Annotated in this window: 23 protein-coding genes and 1 tRNA gene; 8 read left to right on the top strand and 16 right to left on the bottom strand. The window is 63.1% G+C overall.

All coding sequences use genetic code 11. From position 1 onward, the window contains the following. Positions 1-158: 158 nt before the first annotated feature. The 5 genes from CK230_RS09200 (at position 159) to CK230_RS09180 (ending at position 4,115) form a co-directional block, all read left to right on the top strand. A complete protein-coding gene (locus CK230_RS09200; protein ID WP_042643428.1) occupies positions 159-311 on the top strand; it encodes a hypothetical protein in 153 nt (50 codons plus the stop codon). Between the two features lie 13 nt (positions 312-324). Continuing rightward, positions 325-1,239, top strand: coding sequence for a site-specific tyrosine recombinase XerD (locus tag CK230_RS09195; RefSeq protein ID WP_095816843.1), 915 nt, complete (start codon positions 325-327; stop codon positions 1,237-1,239). Between the two features lie 101 nt (positions 1,240-1,340). Then, positions 1,341-2,291 (top strand): acetyl-CoA carboxylase carboxyltransferase subunit alpha, encoded by a 951-nt coding sequence (locus CK230_RS09190; protein WP_095816842.1) that lies wholly within the window; start codon positions 1,341-1,343, stop codon positions 2,289-2,291. 233 nt (positions 2,292-2,524) lie between these two features. Further along, complete coding sequence (locus CK230_RS09185) at positions 2,525-3,814, top strand: murein L,D-transpeptidase family protein (protein WP_095816841.1); 1,290 nt, start codon at positions 2,525-2,527, stop codon at positions 3,812-3,814. 49 nt (positions 3,815-3,863) lie between these two features. After that, positions 3,864-4,115: a sulfurtransferase TusA family protein gene (locus tag CK230_RS09180; protein ID WP_095816840.1), complete on the top strand. Its 252-nt coding sequence runs from the start codon at positions 3,864-3,866 to the stop codon at positions 4,113-4,115. 17 nt (positions 4,116-4,132) lie between these two features. Here the strand turns inward: CK230_RS09180 and CK230_RS09175 are convergent, their stop codons facing one another. Both CK230_RS09175 and CK230_RS09170 read right to left on the bottom strand, forming a co-directional pair. Further along, complete coding sequence (locus CK230_RS09175) at positions 4,133-5,284, bottom strand: GTP-binding protein (RefSeq protein ID WP_176480067.1); 1,152 nt, start codon at positions 5,282-5,284, stop codon at positions 4,133-4,135. Between the two features lie 8 nt (positions 5,285-5,292). Next, positions 5,293-6,465, bottom strand: coding sequence for a D-alanyl-D-alanine carboxypeptidase family protein (locus tag CK230_RS09170; protein ID WP_095817000.1), 1,173 nt, complete (start codon positions 6,463-6,465; stop codon positions 5,293-5,295). A 217-nt stretch (positions 6,466-6,682) separates the two neighbouring features. Here CK230_RS09170 and CK230_RS09165 point away from each other — a divergent pair, with 217 nt between their 5' ends. Further along, positions 6,683-7,846: a M20 aminoacylase family protein gene (locus CK230_RS09165; protein ID WP_095816838.1), complete on the top strand. Its 1,164-nt coding sequence runs from the start codon at positions 6,683-6,685 to the stop codon at positions 7,844-7,846. A gap of 111 nt (positions 7,847-7,957) precedes the next feature. Beyond that, positions 7,958-8,034, top strand: a tRNA-Arg gene (locus CK230_RS09160). A gap of 84 nt (positions 8,035-8,118) precedes the next feature. On the opposite strand, the gene CK230_RS09155 is transcribed toward CK230_RS09160, so the two are convergent. The 9 genes from CK230_RS09155 to CK230_RS09120 all read right to left on the bottom strand — a co-directional run bounded on the left by CK230_RS09155 (position 8,119) and on the right by CK230_RS09120 (position 12,725). Then, entirely contained in the window at positions 8,119-8,322 is a 204-nt protein-coding gene (locus tag CK230_RS09155) for a hypothetical protein (RefSeq protein ID WP_095816837.1), read from the bottom strand. 183 nt (positions 8,323-8,505) lie between these two features. After that, positions 8,506-8,925 carry a hypothetical protein gene (locus tag CK230_RS09150; protein ID WP_095816836.1) on the bottom strand — a complete coding sequence of 140 codons (420 nt, stop codon included), beginning with the start codon at positions 8,923-8,925 and terminating at the stop codon, positions 8,506-8,508. Positions 8,926-8,975: 50 nt separating this feature from the next. After that, positions 8,976-9,419 carry a hypothetical protein gene (locus tag CK230_RS09145; RefSeq protein WP_141246010.1) on the bottom strand — a complete coding sequence of 148 codons (444 nt, stop codon included), beginning with the start codon at positions 9,417-9,419 and terminating at the stop codon, positions 8,976-8,978. Then, complete coding sequence (locus CK230_RS32405) at positions 9,403-9,894, bottom strand: hypothetical protein (RefSeq protein WP_141246009.1); 492 nt, start codon at positions 9,892-9,894, stop codon at positions 9,403-9,405. Before CK230_RS32405 ends, CK230_RS09145 begins: the two co-directional genes overlap by 17 nt. After that, positions 9,884-10,303 carry a hypothetical protein gene (locus CK230_RS09140; protein ID WP_095816834.1) on the bottom strand — a complete coding sequence of 140 codons (420 nt, stop codon included), beginning with the start codon at positions 10,301-10,303 and terminating at the stop codon, positions 9,884-9,886. The genes CK230_RS32405 and CK230_RS09140 overlap by 11 nt, the downstream gene beginning before the upstream one ends. Continuing rightward, entirely contained in the window at positions 10,300-10,500 is a 201-nt protein-coding gene (locus CK230_RS09135; protein WP_095816833.1) for a hypothetical protein, read from the bottom strand. The genes CK230_RS09140 and CK230_RS09135 overlap by 4 nt, the downstream gene beginning before the upstream one ends. Before the next feature lie 107 nt (positions 10,501-10,607). After that, positions 10,608-11,387, bottom strand: a complete 780-nt coding sequence (locus CK230_RS09130; protein ID WP_095816832.1) for a ParB N-terminal domain-containing protein — start codon at positions 11,385-11,387, stop codon at positions 10,608-10,610. A 244-nt stretch (positions 11,388-11,631) separates the two neighbouring features. Then, entirely contained in the window at positions 11,632-12,156 is a 525-nt protein-coding gene (locus tag CK230_RS09125; protein WP_095816831.1) for a hypothetical protein, read from the bottom strand. Beyond that, positions 12,153-12,725 (bottom strand): recombinase family protein, encoded by a 573-nt coding sequence (locus CK230_RS09120; protein ID WP_095816999.1) that lies wholly within the window; start codon positions 12,723-12,725, stop codon positions 12,153-12,155. Before CK230_RS09120 ends, CK230_RS09125 begins: the two co-directional genes overlap by 4 nt. 464 nt (positions 12,726-13,189) lie before the next feature. On the opposite strand from CK230_RS09120, the gene CK230_RS09110 reads away from it, so the two are divergent. Beyond that, on the top strand, positions 13,190-13,384 hold the full coding sequence (locus CK230_RS09110; protein WP_095816829.1) for a hypothetical protein: 195 nt from the start codon (positions 13,190-13,192) through the stop codon (positions 13,382-13,384). Between the two features lie 683 nt (positions 13,385-14,067). On the opposite strand, the gene CK230_RS09100 is transcribed toward CK230_RS09110, so the two are convergent. From CK230_RS09100 to CK230_RS09075, 5 genes are all read right to left on the bottom strand, one after another. Then, the gene (locus tag CK230_RS09100) at positions 14,068-15,258 is read right to left on the bottom strand and encodes a tyrosine-type recombinase/integrase (protein ID WP_095816827.1); all 1,191 of its coding nucleotides are present in this window, start codon (positions 15,256-15,258) and stop codon (positions 14,068-14,070) included. A 320-nt stretch (positions 15,259-15,578) separates the two neighbouring features. Then, positions 15,579-16,472, bottom strand: a complete 894-nt coding sequence (locus tag CK230_RS09090) for an adenylate/guanylate cyclase domain-containing protein (protein WP_095816826.1) — start codon at positions 16,470-16,472, stop codon at positions 15,579-15,581. A 198-nt stretch (positions 16,473-16,670) separates the two neighbouring features. Further along, complete coding sequence (locus tag CK230_RS09085; protein WP_095816825.1) at positions 16,671-17,606, bottom strand: anti-sigma factor; 936 nt, start codon at positions 17,604-17,606, stop codon at positions 16,671-16,673. Then, complete coding sequence (locus CK230_RS09080) at positions 17,593-18,165, bottom strand: sigma-70 family RNA polymerase sigma factor (RefSeq protein WP_095816824.1); 573 nt, start codon at positions 18,163-18,165, stop codon at positions 17,593-17,595. The genes CK230_RS09085 and CK230_RS09080 overlap by 14 nt, the downstream gene beginning before the upstream one ends. Before the next feature lie 16 nt (positions 18,166-18,181). Beyond that, positions 18,182-18,391 carry a hypothetical protein gene (locus CK230_RS09075; RefSeq protein WP_095816823.1) on the bottom strand — a complete coding sequence of 70 codons (210 nt, stop codon included), beginning with the start codon at positions 18,389-18,391 and terminating at the stop codon, positions 18,182-18,184. Positions 18,392-18,394 lie beyond the last annotated feature (3 nt).

Genomic DNA, 18,394 nt, shown 5'->3' with positions numbered 1-18,394 from the left:
AGCAGGCATTCGTGGGCTTGCCCGCGAATGCCTGCTTAGGAGCTTTTCCGGCAAAACCTGCGGCGACCGGAATCCTTCGTCCTTGAATTGCCCAGTTTGGCGTCCCATAAGGGCACAGGGCTTTGGAAACGCAGAACAACAAGACGGGCGAAATTTGAATGCCGACTTTGTTTCGCTTCGTCGTGACGCTGGCGGTTCTTGCGGGTATTGCCTATGGCGCGATGTTCGCGCTGGCGATGTTCGTGGAGCCTAAAAAGGCGGAGATGAGCATCCGCATTCCCGCCGAAAAGCTCAACCCCAAGAAGAACTGACAAACCCGGCCCGATGAACAGCGCCGCCCGCATCGAAGCCTTCCTCGAAATGATGAGCGCCGAACGGGGGGCGGCCGAAAACACGCTTGCCTCCTACCGCCGCGACCTGGAGGACGCTTCCGAAGCGATCAAGGGCGGACTTGCGGGCGCCGGATCGGCCGACATTCGCGCCTATCTCGACGACGTTGCCGCGCGCGGCTTCGCGCCGACCTCGCAAGCGCGCAAATTGTCGGCGATCCGCCAGTTCTTCAAATTCCTCTACACCGAGGGCCTGCGCGGCGACGATCCGACCGGCACGCTGGACAGCCCGCGCAAGGGCCGGCCGCTGCCGAAGACGATGAGCGAGGCCGAGACCGGCCGCCTGCTCGACCGGGCGGCGCAGGAAGCCGGCGAAGCTGGTCCGGATGGCGACCGGATGGCGGCGTTGCGCCTGCACGCGCTGGTCGAGGTGCTCTACGCCACGGGCCTGCGCGTGTCTGAGCTGGTCGGCCTGCCGGTGACGGTGGCGCTGCGCGACGACCGCTTCTTCATGGTGCGCGGCAAGGGCGACAAGGAGCGCATGGTGCCGCTCTCGACCAAGGCGCGCGCTGCCATGCGCGCCTGGCTCGCCGCCAGGGCCGAGCGGCCGGCCTTTGCCGAGAGCACGTTTCTGTTTCCGGCCTCCTCCGACAGCGGCCATCTTTCCCGGCAGGTTTTCGCCCGCGATCTCAAGGGCTTGGCCGCGCGGTCAGGCATCGCGGCGGCGAAAATCTCGCCGCATGTCCTTCGCCATGCCTTTGCCAGCCATCTCCTGCAAAACGGCGCCGATCTCCGAGCCGTTCAGCAACTCCTGGGCCATGCCGACATCTCGACGACCCAGATCTACACCCATGTGCTGGAGGAGCGGCTGGTGCGGCTGGTCAACGATCATCATCCGCTTGCCGACTAGGCCTCATATCGCTATGTGAGGGCGACGTTCCACCGCCCGGAGCCGGCATTTCAGCGGTTCCGCCAGCCATTTCGCCTTCCGACGGATCGGTCCGCTCAAGCATGTACAACTACCTCGACTTTGAAAAGCCGGTGCAGGATCTGGAGCTCAAGATCCTTGAGCTGAAGAAGCTTGCCGAGAACGGCGAGGCGGTCGATGTCGCCGAAGAGATCAGCCGGCTGGAAAAGCGCTCGCGCGACGCGTTGCGCGACCTCTACAAGGCGCTCACGCCCTGGCAGAAGGTGCAGGTCGCGCGCCATCCCGACCGCCCGCACTGCGTCGACTACATCAAGGCGCTGTTCACCGATTTCACGCCCTTGGCCGGCGACCGTAATTTCGGCGACGACCAGGCGATCGTCGGCGGCTTCGCCCGCTTCCGCGGCGAGCCGGTTGCGGTGATCGGGCAGGAGAAGGGTTCCGACACGGCAAGCCGCATCAAGCACAATTTCGGTTCGGTGCGGCCGGAAGGCTACCGCAAGGCGGTGCGCCTCATGGAACTGGCTGATCGCTTCAGCATCCCGCTGTTGACGCTGGTCGACACCGCCGGCGCCTATCCCGGCGTCGGCGCCGAGGAGCGCGGCCAGGCCGAAGCGATCGCTCGTTCGACCTCGGCGTGCCTTTCGCTGAAAGTGCCGTCAATCTCGGTGGTCATCGGCGAAGGCGGCTCCGGCGGCGCCATCGCCATCGCCACCGCTAACCGCGTCTACATGCTGGAGCACGCCATCTATTCGGTGATCTCGCCCGAAGGTGCGGCCTCGATCCTGTGGCGCGACACCACCCGCTCGAAGGACGCGGCGACCAACATGAAGATCACCGCGCAGGATCTTCTCGAGATGAAGATCATCGACGCCATCATTCCCGAGCCGATGGGTGGTGCCCAGCGGGCGCCGGAAACGGTGATCGCCTCCACCGGCGACCTCATCGCCAAGACGATGAAGGACTTTGCCGGCGCCAACACCGATTTCCGTGAACAGCGCCGCGAGAAGTATCTCGCGATGGGCCGCAGCCTCTAAATCGGGCATCTGGCGGTAAACTGTGGCATCACCGAGCAATTTCGCCACAAAAATGCCGCCGCATTCGGCTCAATGAAACTTGTCGCGAGGGGTTGGCCAAGATTTTCTGGCGAGACTTGCGGTAAGGAATTTTCAAGGTTAACGGGCTTACGGTCCACTGGTGTTCAGCCTGCGGGCCCGGCCATGCCGAGAGCCGTTGGCCCGAGACCCGAGAGAAAAGCATAGCCGTACCCATGTTTGCCAAGCTTGCCCGCACCGGAATCCTGATCGCCGCCGTCGGCGTCGCCGGCTGCAATGATTCGTCGATGAAGGATTTCGCGCCGGAGGCCAACAAGCCGCTGCCGGACAAGATCCTCGCCGACATGAAGGCCAAGGGCATGGTCCGCACCTCCTCGGTGATGGCGCGCATCTTCAAGGAAGAAGGCAAGCTCGAGATTTGGAAGGCCAAGACCAACGGCCGCTACGATCTCGTCGCCAGCTACGACATCTGCAAATGGTCGGGCAAGCTCGGTCCAAAATACACCGAGGGCGACCGCCAGGCGCCGGAAGGCTTCTACACGGTGCGTCCCTCGCAGATGAATCCGCGCTCGAACTATCATCTGTCCTTCAACATCGGCTTCCCCAACGCCTATGACCGCGCCAATGGCCGCACCGGCCAGAATCTGATGGTGCACGGCGCCTGCTCCTCGTCCGGCTGCTATTCGATGACCGACGCGCAGATCGAGCAGATCTATGCCTTCGGCCGCGACGCCTTCCAGGGCGGCCAGACCGAGTTCCAGATCGAGGCCTTCCCTTTCCGCATGACCGCCGCCAACATGGCGCGCTACCGCAACGACCCGAACTACGAGTTCTGGAAGATGCTGAAGGTCGGTTACGACAATTTCGAGATCACCAAGGTGCCGCCGAAGGTCGACGTCTGCGAGAAGCGCTACGTCTTCAACCAAGTGGCGCCGGAAGGCACGACCTTCGACCCGACCGGCCCCTGCCCCGCGACGACGCAGCCGGATTCGCTGAAGACCGCCTTCACGAATTACGAGAAGAGCTACGACGCGGCCTTCAATTCGGCCGTAAATTCCAGCACCCAGCCGCCGAAGCCGACGATTGCCGGCATCAAGGAAGCCAGCATCGTCTCCGACTGGTCGAAGCGCCGCGCCCGCGGCGAGCGCGTGCCGATCGAACCGCCGTCGATGAATGCGGACGGCTCGGTGACGGAAACGACCCGCATGGGCCGCATCGATTCGCCGGCCGGCCGCAAGATGGCCGCGCTCGACGCCGAGAAGGAAGCCAAGCGTAAGGCCGAGGAGCAGCGCCTGGCGGCGATCGAGGCGGCCAAGGCCGCCAAGGAAGCAGCCAAGCAGCAGGCTTTGGCCGAGAAGGAAGCCGCCAAGCAGGCCGCGCAGCAGCCGGTCGTCACCGCCGGCGTCGAGCCAGCGCCCGCGCAGGAAACCCAGCAGGCGGCCGACGCCGACCAGGGCACCGTGTCGAAGCTGAAGAAGAAGCTGCTCGGCATGTTCGGCGGCTGAGAGCCAATGCATGTCGCCCAAAAGTGTAAGGCGGTTTTGGGATAACGACATGCATGAACAAAGGGCAAAACCGGCCGCCACCTACGATCTCAAGGGACTGAATTGTCCGCTGCCGGTGCTGAAAGCCCGCAAGCGGTTGGCCGCCATGCGGCCGGGCGCCAGGCTTTGGCTGGAAACCACGGATCCGCTGGCCGTGATCGACATCCCGGCCTTCTGCGCCGATGCCGGCCACCAATTGGTCGAAACGGCCGCGGTCACCGGCGGCCACCGTTTTCTGGTCGAACGCGGCAACGCGGCCTGAGCCGGGGTCGTTTCGGCCTATAAACCTGCAATCGCCAGCGGATTGGCTTCCAGCGCGGCCCGGTCGGGCGTGTCGATCGACGGCTTGTTGGTGAAGGCGGCGAACAGCCGCTGGATATAGTCCTGTGGCATGTCCAGCGTGATCAGCACCAGCCTGGTGCCGCGCTGGCCGTCGGGCCATGACGGCAGCCTTGCCGGCGGATGCAGGATCTTCTGCACGCCATGAATGACCAGTGGCCGCGACGGATCCTCCGCAAGCTCGATGACGCCCTTCATCCGCAGCAGCTTCTCGCCATGCGTCGAGCGCAGAAGGTCGAGGAACATCTCGATCGCCGAGAACGGCACCGGGCCGTCATGGACGAGCGAATGGGTGCGCACGCGCGCGTCATGGCGATGCTCATGATGGTGGTGATCATGGTCGCCGTCATGGTGATGATGGCCATGATCATCGTGATGATATTGATCATGGTGATGATCCTGATCATGGTGATGATCTTGATCATGCGCCGCCTCTTCGCCAAGCCAGCGCCGCACGTCGGCGGACTTGGTCCGAGGATCATAGAGGCCGCAATTGAACAGCGCCGCGGCGCCGGCCTCGTTGACGTCGAGCACGACGGCGCCCGGATTGACCTGCTTCAGCCTCGCGCGCAACGCCTCGACCTCGGCCGCGTCGGCAAGGTCCGTCTTGGTCAGCACGATGCGATCGGCCACCGCCGCCTGTTTCACCGCCTCGACATGCGCGTCGAGCGTTGCCTCGCCATTGACGGCGTCGACCAGCGTGACGACGCCGTCGAGCCGGAAAGCCTGCACCAGCGCAGGATGCGCCATGATCGACTGCAGCACCGGCGCCGGATCGGCCAGTCCCGTCGTCTCGACAACGACGCGGGCGAGTTTCGCGATGCGGCCGGTCTGCAGCCGGTCGACGAGATCGGCAAGCGTGTCGACCAGGTCGCCGCGCACCGTGCAGCACAGGCACCCGTCGGAAAGCTGGATGATGCCGTCGGACGCCTGCTCGACCAAAAGATGGTCGATCGCGACCTCGCCGAACTCGTTGATGATCACCGCCGTGTCGGCAAGCGCCGGATCCTTGAGCAGCCGGTTGAGCAGCGTCGTCTTGCCGGCGCCGAGAAAGCCGGTGAGCACCGAAACGGGAATGGGAAAGCCGCCCATCATAATGGCTAGTTCGCCGCCTTGGCGGGCTGGTCGCCTTGCGCCGCGGCAGCCGCCGTTCCGGTCGCCGCCGGCTCGACGCCGGCCGGCGCCGGCCTGTCGGGCCGCCAACTCGGCAGCGGCACGTCGGCATAGTTCTGATCGGCCTGGTCGACGAATGCCTTCGGCGCCGGCCCGGTGGCGCCGCCCAAGCCGACCGCGATCAGCGTCGGATGGTCGAGCTTCACCTGGTAGGGGGATTTCGGCTTATCCTTGACAGCGACCTCGGGGGCCGCCTCGGATTGCTCCTCCTTCGGCTTCTTCTTGCAGATCTCGTCATGCATGTCGTTGGGCGACAGCGTGTCGCCATAGGGCTTGAGCGCGGCCAGCGTGGTCGAACCCGCCGCCGGCGTATCAAAACCCTGGTCGAGCAGCTTTGCCGCCGCCTCGGCGCGGCTGACCGCCGATTTCTCGCCAAGCACCACCGCGACCAGCGTGCGGCCGTTGCGCGTCGCGGAGCCGATCATGTTGAAGCCGGAAGAGCAGACGAAGCCGGTCTTCATGCCATCGGCACCGGGATAGCGGCCGATCAGGAGATTATAGTTCGGGAGCGCCTTCTTGCCGACGGCAAGGCCCTCAATCGAGAACCAGGGCGCGTATTGCGGAAAGTCATTGCGCAGCGCCGTCACCAGCACGGCGAGGTCGCGCGCTGTGGTGTACTGTTCCGGCGAATAGAGCCCGTTCGGATTGACGAAATGCGTTCCGACCATGCCAAGCCGGGCCGCCTCGGCGTTCATGCGGTCGGCGAAGGCTGCCTGCGATCCGCCGATATTCTCGCCCACGGCCATGGCGATGTCGTTGGCCGATTTGACCAGCATCATCTTCAGCGCATTGTCGAGGCGCATCACCGAGCCCGGCTTGAAGCCCATCTTGCTCGGCGGCTCGCCGGCCGAATGCTTCGTCACCTTGATCGGCGAATCGAGCGCCACCTCGCCGGCCTGGATGGCACGGAAGGCGACATAGGCGGTCATCAGCTTGCTGAGCGAGGCCGGATACCAGCGCTTGAACGCGTCCTGATGCTCCAGAATGGAGCCGCTCTTGAGGTCGAACAGGACCACCGGATTGGCGCGCGCAATGCCGGCGAACACCGGAAGCGCCAACGCGCCCGCCAGCAACAGGTTGAGAAAATGCCTCTGCCGCATGATCAAATCCGAAATCGCCTCTTGCCGTAATCGCCGCTGGGTCCGTAAGATTTCGTTACCCATCGCCAGCATAAATGCGGCCCGACCTCTCGACCCGGACCCCTTTGTTGCGGTGCTATTTACCCTATGTGACGCCAAAATGGCAAAGTTCAAGACAATCACAATTGCTGGGCAGCCGCTCTGAACCGCCTGCCGTCAACCAAGAAATGGACCGATCATGCCGATTCTGAACCGCGCCGCGCAAATGCAGGAAGAAGTCGCTGGCTGGCGACGACATCTGCACCAGACCCCGGAGCTGAATTTCGACGTCTTCCAGACCGCCGGCTTCGTCACCGAGAAGCTGAAGACCTTCGGCTGCGACGAAGTGGTGACGGGACTGGGCAAGACCGGCGTCGTCGGCATTATCCGCGGCCGCAAGGGCGATGGCCCGACCATCGGGCTGCGCGCCGACATGGACGCGCTGCCGATCGACGAGATCACAGGCAAGCCATGGGCCTCGACCGTGCCGGGCAAGATGCATGCCTGCGGCCATGACGGCCACACCGCGATGCTGCTGGGCGCCGCCAAATATCTTGCCGAGACGCGCAATTTCGCCGGCACCGTTGCTGTGATCTTCCAGCCAGCCGAGGAAGGCGGCGGCGGCGGCAACGAGATGGTCAAGGACGGGATGATGGAGCGCTTCGACATCGAAAAGGTCTTCGGCATGCACAACATGCCGGGCCTGCCGGTCGGCCAGTTCGCCATCAAGCCCGGCCCGATCATGGCCGCGACCGCCGAGTTCACCATCACCGTTAAGGGCCGCGGCGGCCATGCCGCAATGCCGCATGGCACGATCGATCCGATCGTCATCACCAGCCAGCTGGTGGGCGCGCTGCAGACCATCGCCTCGCGCAGCACCGATCCGGTCGAGGCCGTGGTGGTGTCGGTGACGAAGTTCCACGCCGGCGACGCCTATAACGTCATCCCCGAAACCGCCGAGATAGCCGGCACCGTGCGCACGCTGAAGAAGGAAGTGGCCAAGAAATCGGAAGAGCGCATCCGCGCCATCTGCGCCGGCATCGCGACCGCCTTCGGCGCCACGATCGAGGTCGACTACGACGCCAACTACCCGGTCACCTTCAACCATGCCGAGGAAACCGCGTTTGCCGGAGATGTCGCGGCCGACATCGCCGGCGACAACCACGTCCACCGCGCCATACAGCCGGTGATGGGCGGCGAGGATTTCTCCTACATGCTCGAAGCGCGCCCCGGTGCCTTCATCTTCATCGGCAACGGCGACACCGCCGGCCTGCACCATCCGGCCTACGACTTCAACGACGAGGTCATCCCGCACGGCATGAGCTACTGGGTGAAGCTGGCCGAGACGGCGCTGGCCGCGTGACGGCACAGGCTTGGCAATAGGAGGCGGCCGCCCATCGCAAGACGGCCGCCTGACCGGCTTTCAGACTCCTCTTGGCGAACCGGCCCGAAGCGTTTATGTGTCGGGCCGCGTGGTCCCGTAGCTCAGTAGGATAGAGCGGCAGATTCCTAATCTGTAGGTCGCAGGTTCGATCCCTGCCGGGATCACCAAGCAAAATCAAGGTGTTACGGGTTTAAACGTCGCGAAGCAAAATCGCATGGGGGCGCCGCTGGGGACGTGATCTGCCAACTGCGTCACACTCCAGCCGTCCTCAGGCCTCGCCTCACGTCTTCGACATACCATTGCAGCGCCTGCCACGGGTCATCGTCCAGTAACCTCACCGCCTCGGCGTATGCTTCGCCTTGGCCAAAGTCTTCCTTGACCTGTGCAACGTGGCCCTTCATCCACGCGGTCACCTCGGCCTCAAGGTTGCTGTACTCAACTCGCACGGTCTGCATTGCACCCACTCCTGTTGTCGCCTGCGTCGGTAGCGGACGTGCGCCCCGCCCGTCAACTCAAATAAATTCAATGCGTTAGCGGAACTTCTCCCTTGGCGGAGACATCCCGCCAGTGGAACGATTTCTGCTACAACGGCTCAGCCCCCGCCGCACCTCTTGGGGCGATGCGACGAGGGCCAAAGTCTATTCGTCGGCGAAGGCTGTTCCCGCCTTCCGTGCCGCTGCTATGGCTTGGGCATGCTCGTGGAAGACGTGCCATTCCCCCTTGGCTGCAGCCCTGCGGAGCGCCGGGTAATCAGCCTCGGCGACATGCTCGAAGTAGGTCGCCAGCGTCAGCCCATGCTGCCGCAGAACGTTGCGGTCGAGGTGCTGAGTGAATGCAGTCTCGACCACAGCCGCTTCCACCTCCTCGATCCCGAAGGCTTCCCCGGTTGGTATCTCTCCGGTCTCCACGAAGGCGTCCACAATGAATTGCTGCTGGGGTTCGCTGTGGGTGTCCCTGAAGCGGTCAAGGCTCTGGTCGGCCATGCGCACAAACTCGGCATGTTGCTTGTCTTCCTTCTCGTCGTCGGTCAGTTCCTCCTCTTCGGTCTTGTCGTCCACGGCAGGCAACTCAGGGGCCGAAGCCCCCTCGTCACTCTCGGCCTCCGTGGTCAGGCGAAAGACTTCGGTGCCGCGTAGCCCCGAACAGCCAGACCATCGACCACGGCCTTGTTGAACTCGGCCTGCGTGATCTGCCCTGTCTCGGCCATATCCTTCGCTTGACTAAAGCTGACCTCGATACCGCCAAGAACCTTGACCGTGGTCTTCTCGACCTCTGCCATGGGTGGCACAACCCCGACATCCTGAGACCGGATCGCTCCTTGGGTCTTCACACCCATGCGCTGGGCCTGAAGCTGCTGGTTCATGCGGGACATCGAGAGTTCGACCGCACGGTCAATTTCTTCCTGCTTCGCCCGCTCTGCGGCCTCGGCAGCCAGCGCACCTTGCTTTGCCCTGTCGGCTTCGGCTTGCGCTTCCCGCGCCCTCATCATGGCCTGCGCCACGGGCGTGTTGTCGGTCTGGTACTTGTTCGGGTTGTCAATGTAGTCGGTCATTTCGTTTCGTTCCTTCAACGTTGATGTGATCCCCAGAGCGGAATTGCCCCGAGGCTTGGTCTGCTTGATGCTGTGGTGGTGCTTGGTCAGCGCCGAGGCTGAAACCGTAGGTCAACGCCTCAGGGCTCTCAGGACGCGCGCAAGGGGCGGCTGGAGTGGCTGGACGGGAAAGGCTGGTGCTGCCTCCGGTGACCCCTTCCTGTGGCGCTGAGCGGGTGGGTCGCATCCACACTTCGGCAACTCTCCGGGCAATCGCCACAGCACCCAATTCAGGGTAGCCATAGACTTCAAAGCACCGCTCGGCTGCCACGGAAAAACTGCTCGTCCAGTCGATGCCGATGCCCGGCAGCCTACGGTCAAGCTCCGATGAGATTTCCCAGTCGTCAGCCTTCAGCCACTCGATCAACGCAAGAGCCGCCTCTCGCGTCGGGTAGGTTGCAACCCAGTCCCGCCGCTTGATCTCGTCAGGGGTCAAAGCGAGCGTTCCGGTCGTTACGCCACCTTAGCGGCCCGTGCTTCACGATCAGCGGGAGATGGTCATGGAAAGTCTCACCATGCTCGCTGCCCGCTGTCGACGCCTCCAGCATGTCCAAGACCGTGGGGACCTCCCGCGATGGGTGCCGATCCGGCAGGCTATCGAGCCAGTCCAGAACCTCTTGGCTGACATGCCCAACAAGGCCTGACGTCATCGCGTCGTTGCCAACAAGGCGTTTAAGTTCGCCGTTCAGCATCGTCCGGGTGGTGAGGTATGCGCGGTCGGTCCATTCGCCGGTCGACTGAGTGCCGCGCCGACGGGTCCGCTTCGTCTCGACCGCCTGGACGACCCATTCGCGGTCATTCTCGACAACTCGAAGTGTGGGGGTGATCTGGTGGACGCCCCTCATTGGGCTGGGGTCTCCACCGGCTTCAAGGTCTGCCGCCACTCGGTGAACAGCTTGCGCACCTCCTTGCGCTTCCGGTTGATGGTCTCTCGGTTCCGGTGATAGGCCCGGCTGTCCAGTTCCCGGTTGCGCTCCGGGTTCTCTTCGCGCCACTTGCGCTTGTACTCACGCCATTTCCGGCGCGTTGCTTCGTCCTGCATCTCAAATTCCTCTGCTTCTCTGCTGTTGCGTTGATGTTGTCGCCGGGCCTCTCTGGGTCCCAGCCTGTACAATTCGTACACCGTAGTGGTTGTACACCTGAGGGTTCTCAGAACTCCTCGTCGGCCACCTCGGGCAGGAACTCTTGAAGTTCACCGACCACCTCGGGAAGTCTCCTGCCGAAGTACGTGGCGAGGGCCATAGCGGCAATCTCAGGGTCCCGTAACAATCGCCCCGAGAACGTCTTCGCCAGCGTGTCCGCGTACCGATCTGCAACCTGTTGCTTCCACTCCTCAGGATCGAACCCGTCCACACCTTCCATGTCCTTCCCTTCCGCTGCTTTCCTCGCCTTGAACCACGTCGAGTAGTTCCGGGCGTCGACCCCCAGTGCCTTCTTGGCTTTCCTCATGGTTGCCACCTGTGACGTCGAGGTCCCCGATGCGTCTGCCACCCTCGCCTTGCTGTAGCGGTCCAGCACGACAAGCCGCCACGCAAAGTCTTGCCGCTCACTGGACGACATCGGCAGCTTGGCCTTAGCGTTCGCCTTCCCTGCCTCCAGCACGGCCTCCTCGGGGGACCCCTCGAAAAAGACCGTGGGGATGCTCTCGTTGCCCGTCCGCTGGTACGCTTCGTGCCGGTGGTGTCCGTCGATCAAGACGTAGGCGTCCCCAACAACCAATACGGTCACGGGGTCGAGGTCCTTCCGGCTCCTGAGGAGTTTCACAAGGTCGGACAGGTGTCGCTCGTCCATCCCGCCGCGTGGCTGGAACAGGTCCGGCAGCACCTTCACCTCGCCAAGGGGCAACCTGTCGGGCCGGCTGAGGGTGTCCTGGTGGGACCCTGATAGTTCAATGAGGCCGGCCAATGCCTCGACCGCTCCTGTGATCATGTTCACCTTTCAGATTGTGTTGTATGAGGAACCCCGCTGCCCTGAACCGTCCAGTCCAAAAGGGGAAACAGATAGAGGCACACACGGCCTCGCATCTACCGACCGGCCACAGCCACAGCGCGCCACAGCCCCAGAAGGGAACAGGGCAGGCAGCGGGAGAACGCTGGACAGATCGGTAGGTGAGAAGCCGTGAGGAGAGGGTGTTGTCGTCCGAACAGGTGGGTCTTAGCCGGCCAAGTAACCTCTACCGGCCCCTCGGAGCATCCCTCAAGATGGCCTGAAGTTCATTGAAGAGTTCCTTCTCGCTCTTCCGAACGCGCTCTCCGTCATCTGGCCTTTCCACTGGTTTGAAATGGTCCTCTATTTGTTCAATGCTATCGGCCATCCCCGGCTGTCTTCCGTCCCACTTCTGGTATTCGGAGGTCCCAACCACGAAGCTCCGTGCCGTCACTCGCTCCATCACCATGGCCTGGACGGCTCCCACCGACCGTCTGGCCTTCACCATCGCGTCAATCTCGGCCACCATCGGTTTGTAGACTTCCCAGTCAGCGGTCCAAGCCCGAAGCTGCCCGCGCGCCCAGTATCGGAGCGCCTTCCGTATCCGCTCCCGTCTCACCGCGCGACTTTCCTCTCCCGTCTTCGGGAACTTGACCTTGACCACTTCCGCGAAGCTCAGGCCGTCATGCTCCCAGCCCCCTTGATACCGCTTCGGTCCAGCGCCCTCATAGCGCCCGGTCTTGCCGCCAAGGAACTTCCTGCCCTTCTTCATCCTGTTGTCTCATCTCCTTTGAGAACGCTTTGCACGGTGGCGGTGGAGTACCCGACAGCAGCCGCAATGGCCCTCAGGGACGCCCCACCGGCCCGCATGTCGCGCACCTTCTGTTCAATCTCGGAAGTCACCGTCTTTGGCCTCCCGAGGTGGTCACCCCGAGCCTTCGCCTTGGCGATGCCTTCCATCTGCCGCTCCTTCCTGAGGGCGGTCTCAAACTCTGCAATGCTGGCGAGGATGCCAAACATCAGCTTGCCGTGCGGCTTGGTCGTGTCCAGCGACGGGTCGTTCAGAACCCGGAACCCAACACCCCGCTTGTCGAGGTCGTCCACGATCTGGTGCAGATGTGCCGCCGACCGTGCCAGCCGGTCAACCTTCGTCACCACCACCGTGTCACCCTTGCGGGCGTGCCGCAGCATCTCGGCGAGCTTCGGTCTCTTGTCGTCAAGTCCCGACAGCCGGTCTTCAAAGAGGTGGTCGTCCGTCACCCCTGCCGCCTTCAACTGGTCGATCTGGACTGCCGTGTTCTGGTCGGTCGTGCTGACGCGGGCGTATCCGACGATTGCCATGGTGTGAACTATCTCCTTAGAGCCAATGTTCACACGACTTACCTCACACGAAGTTCACATGTCAACCGCGATGTGAGGTAAGGATTACCTTTTTGTACGCGAGGTGCCGGTCACCCAGCCTGAAGCTGGAGCCGACGCAGATGCCTTAGGTGGTCTGTCTGGACCCACTCGAAGAGCCACAACAGCTCCAAGGCGAGGTCCGTCGGCTGTCCCCGTTCGACCAGCCGCGCGACGATTTCACGCTGCCGCGCAATATGCCCTTCGCATTCGCGGACATGCCGCTCAACCATTTGGAGTTCCGTTTCGTTGCGCATCCCTCAACGTATCAGCTCTCGCCCATGTAAGATACGGGCTCTAGGTGTCGTGCCGAACTGGGGGTACGGGGGGTCGGCGCGCGTGTCTGTTATCCGATCAACCGCTCGCATTTTTCTACCAAACATTTCCGCCTTCCCTATGTTCACCTCATGGTGCAGCAAAGGTTCAACCTCAGGCAGGAACCGGACGGGACGTGGACGGTGTTCGAGGTGTCTACCGGACTGCCGGCTGACGCCTGGGGTCGACCAGCGAAAGGCCTCGACAAAGGCTATGCCGACGATCTTGTGGACCTTCTGAACGTCTTCGACACGAAGCGCAGGATCACCCGAGGGAACATCGATTGACGCCGATTTCCGGCAGAGCCCGACGTTCTTCGGCCTCCAGCTGTGACAGGAGAGCCTCTCGGGTCTCTAATCCGGCTCGATAGAACCCCAGTAGTCGGAGTGCAAGGCGCTCTCGTTCTTCCTCGGTGGGTCGTTATCGTGCTTCTGCAGTACTCCGAAAGGACGTCCGCGAGCATTTTGACGTCGTCCGGGGGAACGAAGCCAAGGTACGTCATACCGATGCACCTCCCACGAAACCCGGTGCTTGTTACCAAGTTCCTCACCAGTCTGCCCCAACGGCACCCTGTGGTGGACAGTAGCTGAAAATGGCTAAGTCAAAGTCACCGTGTCAAGACCCAACCTTATCCGGGTCCCTTCGGCGTAGTTCTTGGTGGAGCGATCTATGCGGATCAAGCTGTGCCTCGGTATCGAGCAGCACTTGTTTCGAGCGTTCGATGCAACTTCTCGCTTCAGCAACAAGGTCCCTCTCGTACTCCGGGTGTTCAGGGTCGACACGATGATCGGACATGGTGTGCCTCCGGTCTGTTCAGACGGGAGCAGAACGTCCCTCGGCACGCGCGAGGGTATTAGCAGCGTCTTGCTACACCCAAGGGACGACCGCTGACGGGACAAACGCACGAATGCCTGCGGGGTTCCAGCCGCATCAAGTTGCGCCCAGAGACTTCTGTACCGCCAGCGCCGCATCACCCGAACGCCTTCTCCAGCGCCTCGGTCTGCTTCCCATCCATCACATGCGCATAGTGCTTCAACAGCACCGCCACTTGTGTGTGCCCGGTCAAGGACATCACCGTCTTGAGGTCGGCCCCTGATGCCACCAGACGGGAGGCGAACGCCTTACGCAAGTCATACGGTCGAACGTCCACAAGTCCGGCCGCCTCGAACACCTTAGCCGCGAACTTCTTGATCGTGGTCAGGTGCCCAGTCTTTGCGGCCCTATAGCCCCGCTGCCGTGTGCCCTTCGCTCCGTCTGACGGGAACACGAACGGGCTGTCACCGCGCTCTTCCATCATGCGCCTGAGCAGCGCCACAGCTTCCGCCCGCAGCGTCACACGATGGGTCCGCCGCTGCTTCACTGTCTGTGCCGGCTTCGTCCAAACGCCTGCGTCAAGGTCGACATCGTCCCATCGCATCGCAAACGCTTCTTGGGGCCGGCTCCCAGTCAACCACAACAGCCGCATGGCGTCGGCGTTCTGCCCGGCATTGGTGTCCAGCACCTTCAACAGGCCGTCAATCTCGGTGTTCGTCAACAATCGCTCCCGATGTCGAGCTTCGGCCTTAGTGCTACCCATGACTGGATTGTCGGCCCGGTAGCGCCCCCGTAATGCCGCCGTGAACACGCTCGAAAGGCCTGCTCTGACGTGATTGTGCAGGGCCGGTCGACGGGCGAGTTTCGTCAGAATGCGGTCAATCTCTGTGGCCGTCACGTCCCTCAGAAACCGAGACCCAATGGCCGGCTCAACGTGGTCACGCATCTGTTGCTTGAAATCGCGGACGTAGCGCGCCGCTCTCCCTTTCGCTTCCATCGTCTCGACAACTTCCTTGATCAGGTCGGACACGGTCACGCCAGTTCGCTTCCGCTCCCGCTGCTTCTCTGCTGGATCGTCGCCCGCAGCGAGTTCCCCAAACCGTTGCCTTGCAATTGCCCTTGCGTCATCAAGGTCGATCTGCTCCACTGGGCCAATGTTCATTTTGCGATCACGGCCATTCCGGCCCCCGAAGGTGTCGTCCTTCCAACGCATCGCGTAGGTCGGCCTCCTGCCGGGCCGAAGCCGAATGCCGAACGCCAGAACCTCGGTGTCCCAAATCCACGTCTCCGTGGTAACCTGCTTGGGCAAATCTCGCTCGATGAGCCGCTTGGTGATCTTCAGCCGCATTGTCGTTCCTCTCTCCGATGGGGGACCCAGCCGGGGACGCTATGGGGACGTTCGATGCCGCCACCGTACCCCTTGCGTTCCCGGTATTTCTGGGGCCGTCTTGGGGACGTGTAAATACGTTGGGTCTACTCTGCAAGCCTTATTTCGCTTGGAGACGAACCATGTGACGCAAGGGCTTCTCTGCCAAACCAAGTCGGCTCCGGGCACAGCTTCCTAATCTGTAGGTCACAGGTTCGATTCCTGTCGGGATCACCATCTCTTCAACCGACCGGTGAAAAATGCGGGCCGGCGGTGCCGCGCCCCTCCCGCAACCGGCAGATTCAGCCGGAGATAATCTCATAGTGCAGGATCTGGGCGTCTCCAAGGGACGATCTGCGTCCCGGCGAGATGACGCCGGAGCCGAAGAGGAGGATATCTTCGCGGCGTACGAATACTTCTTCTTGGCCGGGTCCCATCGAGACAAATGTGCCTGACGAGCTCCGCTCGACAAGCCGTGCCTTGCCGTTCGAAATGGTGAAGGTCGCGTGGTGCCTTGAGACCCAGGGCCGCTGGACGACGATGTCACATTCCGGAGATCGGCCGATCGTCACCAATTCATTGTTTCGGCAAGATCCCAACTGATCTCCATAGCGGATGACCAGATTGATCTGCCGCGGCGGCGCGGAGCGCCTTTCGATAATGGTGCCCCGGCTGGCGACGTTCGTGCTGGGGACCCCATCGTCGCTCCTCAGCGTATAGACATCGAAGAGTTCCTGCTTGCCCTTGAACGCCATTTTGTCAAGGAGCCGCAAGGCACCGCGGCTGCCCGCAGAAAGCGCTTCGAAGAAGCTCTGGCTGATCAGCACCTCCCCCGGATTGGCCGTGGTGGACAGTCTTGCGGTGACATTGACAACGTCGCCGAAAACCGCGCCACGCGCGCGAATGACCGCCCCGAAATGCAATCCGATCCGGGCGCTCAACGGCCCTCTCGTCAGTTGGCTGTTGATCTGGCACACGGCCCTCAGCGCCGCCTCCGAGCTCTCGAACAGACTGAGCACGTCATCGCCCTTCGAGTAAATGAAGTCACCGCCGTGCTGGGCGACGATCGCGCGTATCGCATCGAGGCAATCCGAGACCTGCCGCAGGGCGGCATCGTCGCCGATGCGCTCATAGAGCGGCGTGCTGCCCACGACATCAGCTAGGAGGACTGCGGCTAGAAGTCTTTCCTGATCCATTGCCCCGTATCCGCCACGAGAACGGAGCGTTTATAACATACCAAAGTCGACCTTGACCTATCTACTTGCGCGCCTTGGGGCCGGCGCATCGGGGCAAGTGCTTTCGCGCAATTGTCTCGGACGGACAGGCATCGGCCTTCATCCGACCAAACGGGTTCTCGGCCTCAAAAGATAGCGGCGATAAAAAGTTTCGTTGCCCTAACCCGGACTACCCGCCGCCGGATTGGCGACGACCGCCGCCCGGAAGCGGGCGACGAAATCGTCGAGCGCGGGGCGTTCGGCATCCGAGATCGCCCAGTAGGAAAAGGCGTCGTCGGTCCAGTGGACCAGGAGGAAGCCGCCTGCCTCGAGGTCGTCCGCCACCGGCACCGACTTGGCCTCGTTCTGCCGCGGCGCGGCCACCAGCGTGATCAGGTGCTCGTGATGGCGGTAGACCAGCGCCGGCATCGGCCTGTCGCCGATCACCTCGACGCGTCCGCCAAGCAGCGCGTAGCCGTCCTTGGCCATGTCCGGCGCCGCCGGCGACACGCCGATGCGGCCGTCGAGCCATGGTTTCACCGTATGGCGGTCGGACGACACGATGTCGACCGGCGTCGAAGCGAGCAGGCTGCGGCGATGGCCGTTGGCGACGGCCACGGCGAAACTTTCGGACCCGTTATCCGCCGTCGCGAGCCACTGCGTCGCGCCGCTGGCGAGAAACGCCGTCAGCACGATCGAGGCCGCCATCTGGCGCCAGTCGAAGGAGTTGAACCAGCGCGACGCGCGTGGCCGCATCTCTATGACTTTGCCCTGTTGCATTTGCGGCTGCTGCTCCGCCTTTGCGGAAGCGGCTTCCGGCGCCTCCGCTTCTTCCGGGCTTTTCACCTCGGCAATGGCGGCGATGCGCGCCAGGAAATCGTCGCTGAGGGCCGGACGCGGCAGATTGGCGACAGCGCCGCGCAGCGCCACAAGGCGTGCATGCTCGGCGGCAAGGTCAGGATCGGCGGCCATGCGCCGCTCGAGGGCCAGTGCGGCCGCGGCATCGAGCTCGCCATCGACAAGGGCGTGGATCATCAGCTTCATATCCTGCGGGTCTTTCGGCAATCCATCCTCACGCGGGCGATTTTCATGCGGGCCATTTTCATGCGGGCTCATGGTGGCGCCCTCCAAGTTCCGTCATCAACAGGCCGCGGGCCCGTGCCAGCCGCGACATCACCGTGCCTTGCGGCACGCCGAGCATGGCGGCGATCTCGCGGTAGCTGAGACCGTTTATGTCGCGCAGCACCACCGTTTCGCGGAAGGCTTGCGGCAGCCTTGCGATCGCCGCTTCCACCGCCGCCGAATTCGCCTTGGCGATCAGCGCCGCTTCCGGGCTGTTGGAATCACTGTCGGGCGGCGGCGAGACGTCGTCGAGATCGGCGAGGTCGCCGACCGCCACCACGCCGCGCGGACGGTTCTTCGCCATCCATGTATAGGAGGCGTTGCGCACGATGGTGAGCAGCCACGCGCGGGGGTTTCCCCCAGCGAACCCGGCAATACCCGCATGCGCCTTGAGGCAGGCCTCCTGCACCACATCCTCGGCATCGGCCGTGTTGCCGGTCAGCCAGCGCGCGAGCGACAGCGCATCGCCGAGATGCGGCAGCACCACCTCGGCAAAACGCGCGGCCAGCATCTTTTCGCTCAAAACCGTTCCGCCATCGGGCGCTCCCGCCATGGGTCTGCCGCTTCCCTCAGCGGGAGGCGACGATCTGTCCCTGCTCGTGCGGGTGAAGATCGCGACCGCAGGCGATGGCGCCTGCTTCGAGGGAGGAGAAGGCATTGGTGTCACCGGAGTCAAGAGTCTCGGAAGCAAGGGGCGCCTCGCAAGGGGACGGCGCATCGCTGGCTGCAACGGGGTGCTCGCCGTCATGGTCGTGGATCTCGATGGTTGCGATCGGCACGGA

Source organism: Mesorhizobium sp. WSM3859 (genome assembly GCF_002295065.1).
Classification (GTDB): domain Bacteria; phylum Pseudomonadota; class Alphaproteobacteria; order Rhizobiales; family Rhizobiaceae; genus Mesorhizobium.
This window is presented reverse-complemented; position numbering and strand designations above follow the sequence as displayed.

What these genes read in the sequence shown, in the direction of transcription:
- CK230_RS09080 (WP_095816824.1), bottom strand. Translation starts at nt 18,165, where the DNA reads ATGGCGGGAGCGCCCGATGGCGGAACGGTTTTGAGCGAAAAGATGCTG.
- CK230_RS09130 (WP_095816832.1), bottom strand. Translation starts at nt 11,387, where the DNA reads ATGATCACAGGAGCGGTCGAGGCATTGGCCGGCCTCATTGAACTATCA.
- CK230_RS09195 (WP_095816843.1), top strand. Translation starts at nt 325, where the DNA reads ATGAACAGCGCCGCCCGCATCGAAGCCTTCCTCGAAATGATGAGCGCC.
- CK230_RS09200 (WP_042643428.1), top strand. Translation starts at nt 159, where the DNA reads ATGCCGACTTTGTTTCGCTTCGTCGTGACGCTGGCGGTTCTTGCGGGT.
- CK230_RS09145 (WP_141246010.1), bottom strand. Translation starts at nt 9,419, where the DNA reads ATGACCGACTACATTGACAACCCGAACAAGTACCAGACCGACAACACG.
- CK230_RS09135 (WP_095816833.1), bottom strand. Translation starts at nt 10,500, where the DNA reads ATGCAGGACGAAGCAACGCGCCGGAAATGGCGTGAGTACAAGCGCAAG.
- CK230_RS09120 (WP_095816999.1), bottom strand. Translation starts at nt 12,725, where the DNA reads ATGGCAATCGTCGGATACGCCCGCGTCAGCACGACCGACCAGAACACG.
- CK230_RS09100 (WP_095816827.1), bottom strand. Translation starts at nt 15,258, where the DNA reads ATGCGGCTGAAGATCACCAAGCGGCTCATCGAGCGAGATTTGCCCAAG.
- CK230_RS09180 (WP_095816840.1), top strand. Translation starts at nt 3,864, where the DNA reads ATGCATGAACAAAGGGCAAAACCGGCCGCCACCTACGATCTCAAGGGA.
- CK230_RS09165 (WP_095816838.1), top strand. Translation starts at nt 6,683, where the DNA reads ATGCCGATTCTGAACCGCGCCGCGCAAATGCAGGAAGAAGTCGCTGGC.
- CK230_RS09175 (WP_176480067.1), bottom strand. Translation starts at nt 5,284, where the DNA reads ATGGGCGGCTTTCCCATTCCCGTTTCGGTGCTCACCGGCTTTCTCGGC.
- CK230_RS09170 (WP_095817000.1), bottom strand. Translation starts at nt 6,465, where the DNA reads ATGCGGCAGAGGCATTTTCTCAACCTGTTGCTGGCGGGCGCGTTGGCG.
- CK230_RS09185 (WP_095816841.1), top strand. Translation starts at nt 2,525, where the DNA reads ATGTTTGCCAAGCTTGCCCGCACCGGAATCCTGATCGCCGCCGTCGGC.
- CK230_RS09090 (WP_095816826.1), bottom strand. Translation starts at nt 16,472, where the DNA reads ATGGATCAGGAAAGACTTCTAGCCGCAGTCCTCCTAGCTGATGTCGTG.
- CK230_RS09110 (WP_095816829.1), top strand. Translation starts at nt 13,190, where the DNA reads ATGGTGCAGCAAAGGTTCAACCTCAGGCAGGAACCGGACGGGACGTGG.
- CK230_RS09085 (WP_095816825.1), bottom strand. Translation starts at nt 17,606, where the DNA reads ATGAGCCCGCATGAAAATGGCCCGCATGAAAATCGCCCGCGTGAGGAT.
- CK230_RS09190 (WP_095816842.1), top strand. Translation starts at nt 1,341, where the DNA reads ATGTACAACTACCTCGACTTTGAAAAGCCGGTGCAGGATCTGGAGCTC.
- CK230_RS09155 (WP_095816837.1), bottom strand. Translation starts at nt 8,322, where the DNA reads ATGCAGACCGTGCGAGTTGAGTACAGCAACCTTGAGGCCGAGGTGACC.
- CK230_RS09125 (WP_095816831.1), bottom strand. Translation starts at nt 12,156, where the DNA reads ATGAAGAAGGGCAGGAAGTTCCTTGGCGGCAAGACCGGGCGCTATGAG.
- CK230_RS09140 (WP_095816834.1), bottom strand. Translation starts at nt 10,303, where the DNA reads ATGAGGGGCGTCCACCAGATCACCCCCACACTTCGAGTTGTCGAGAAT.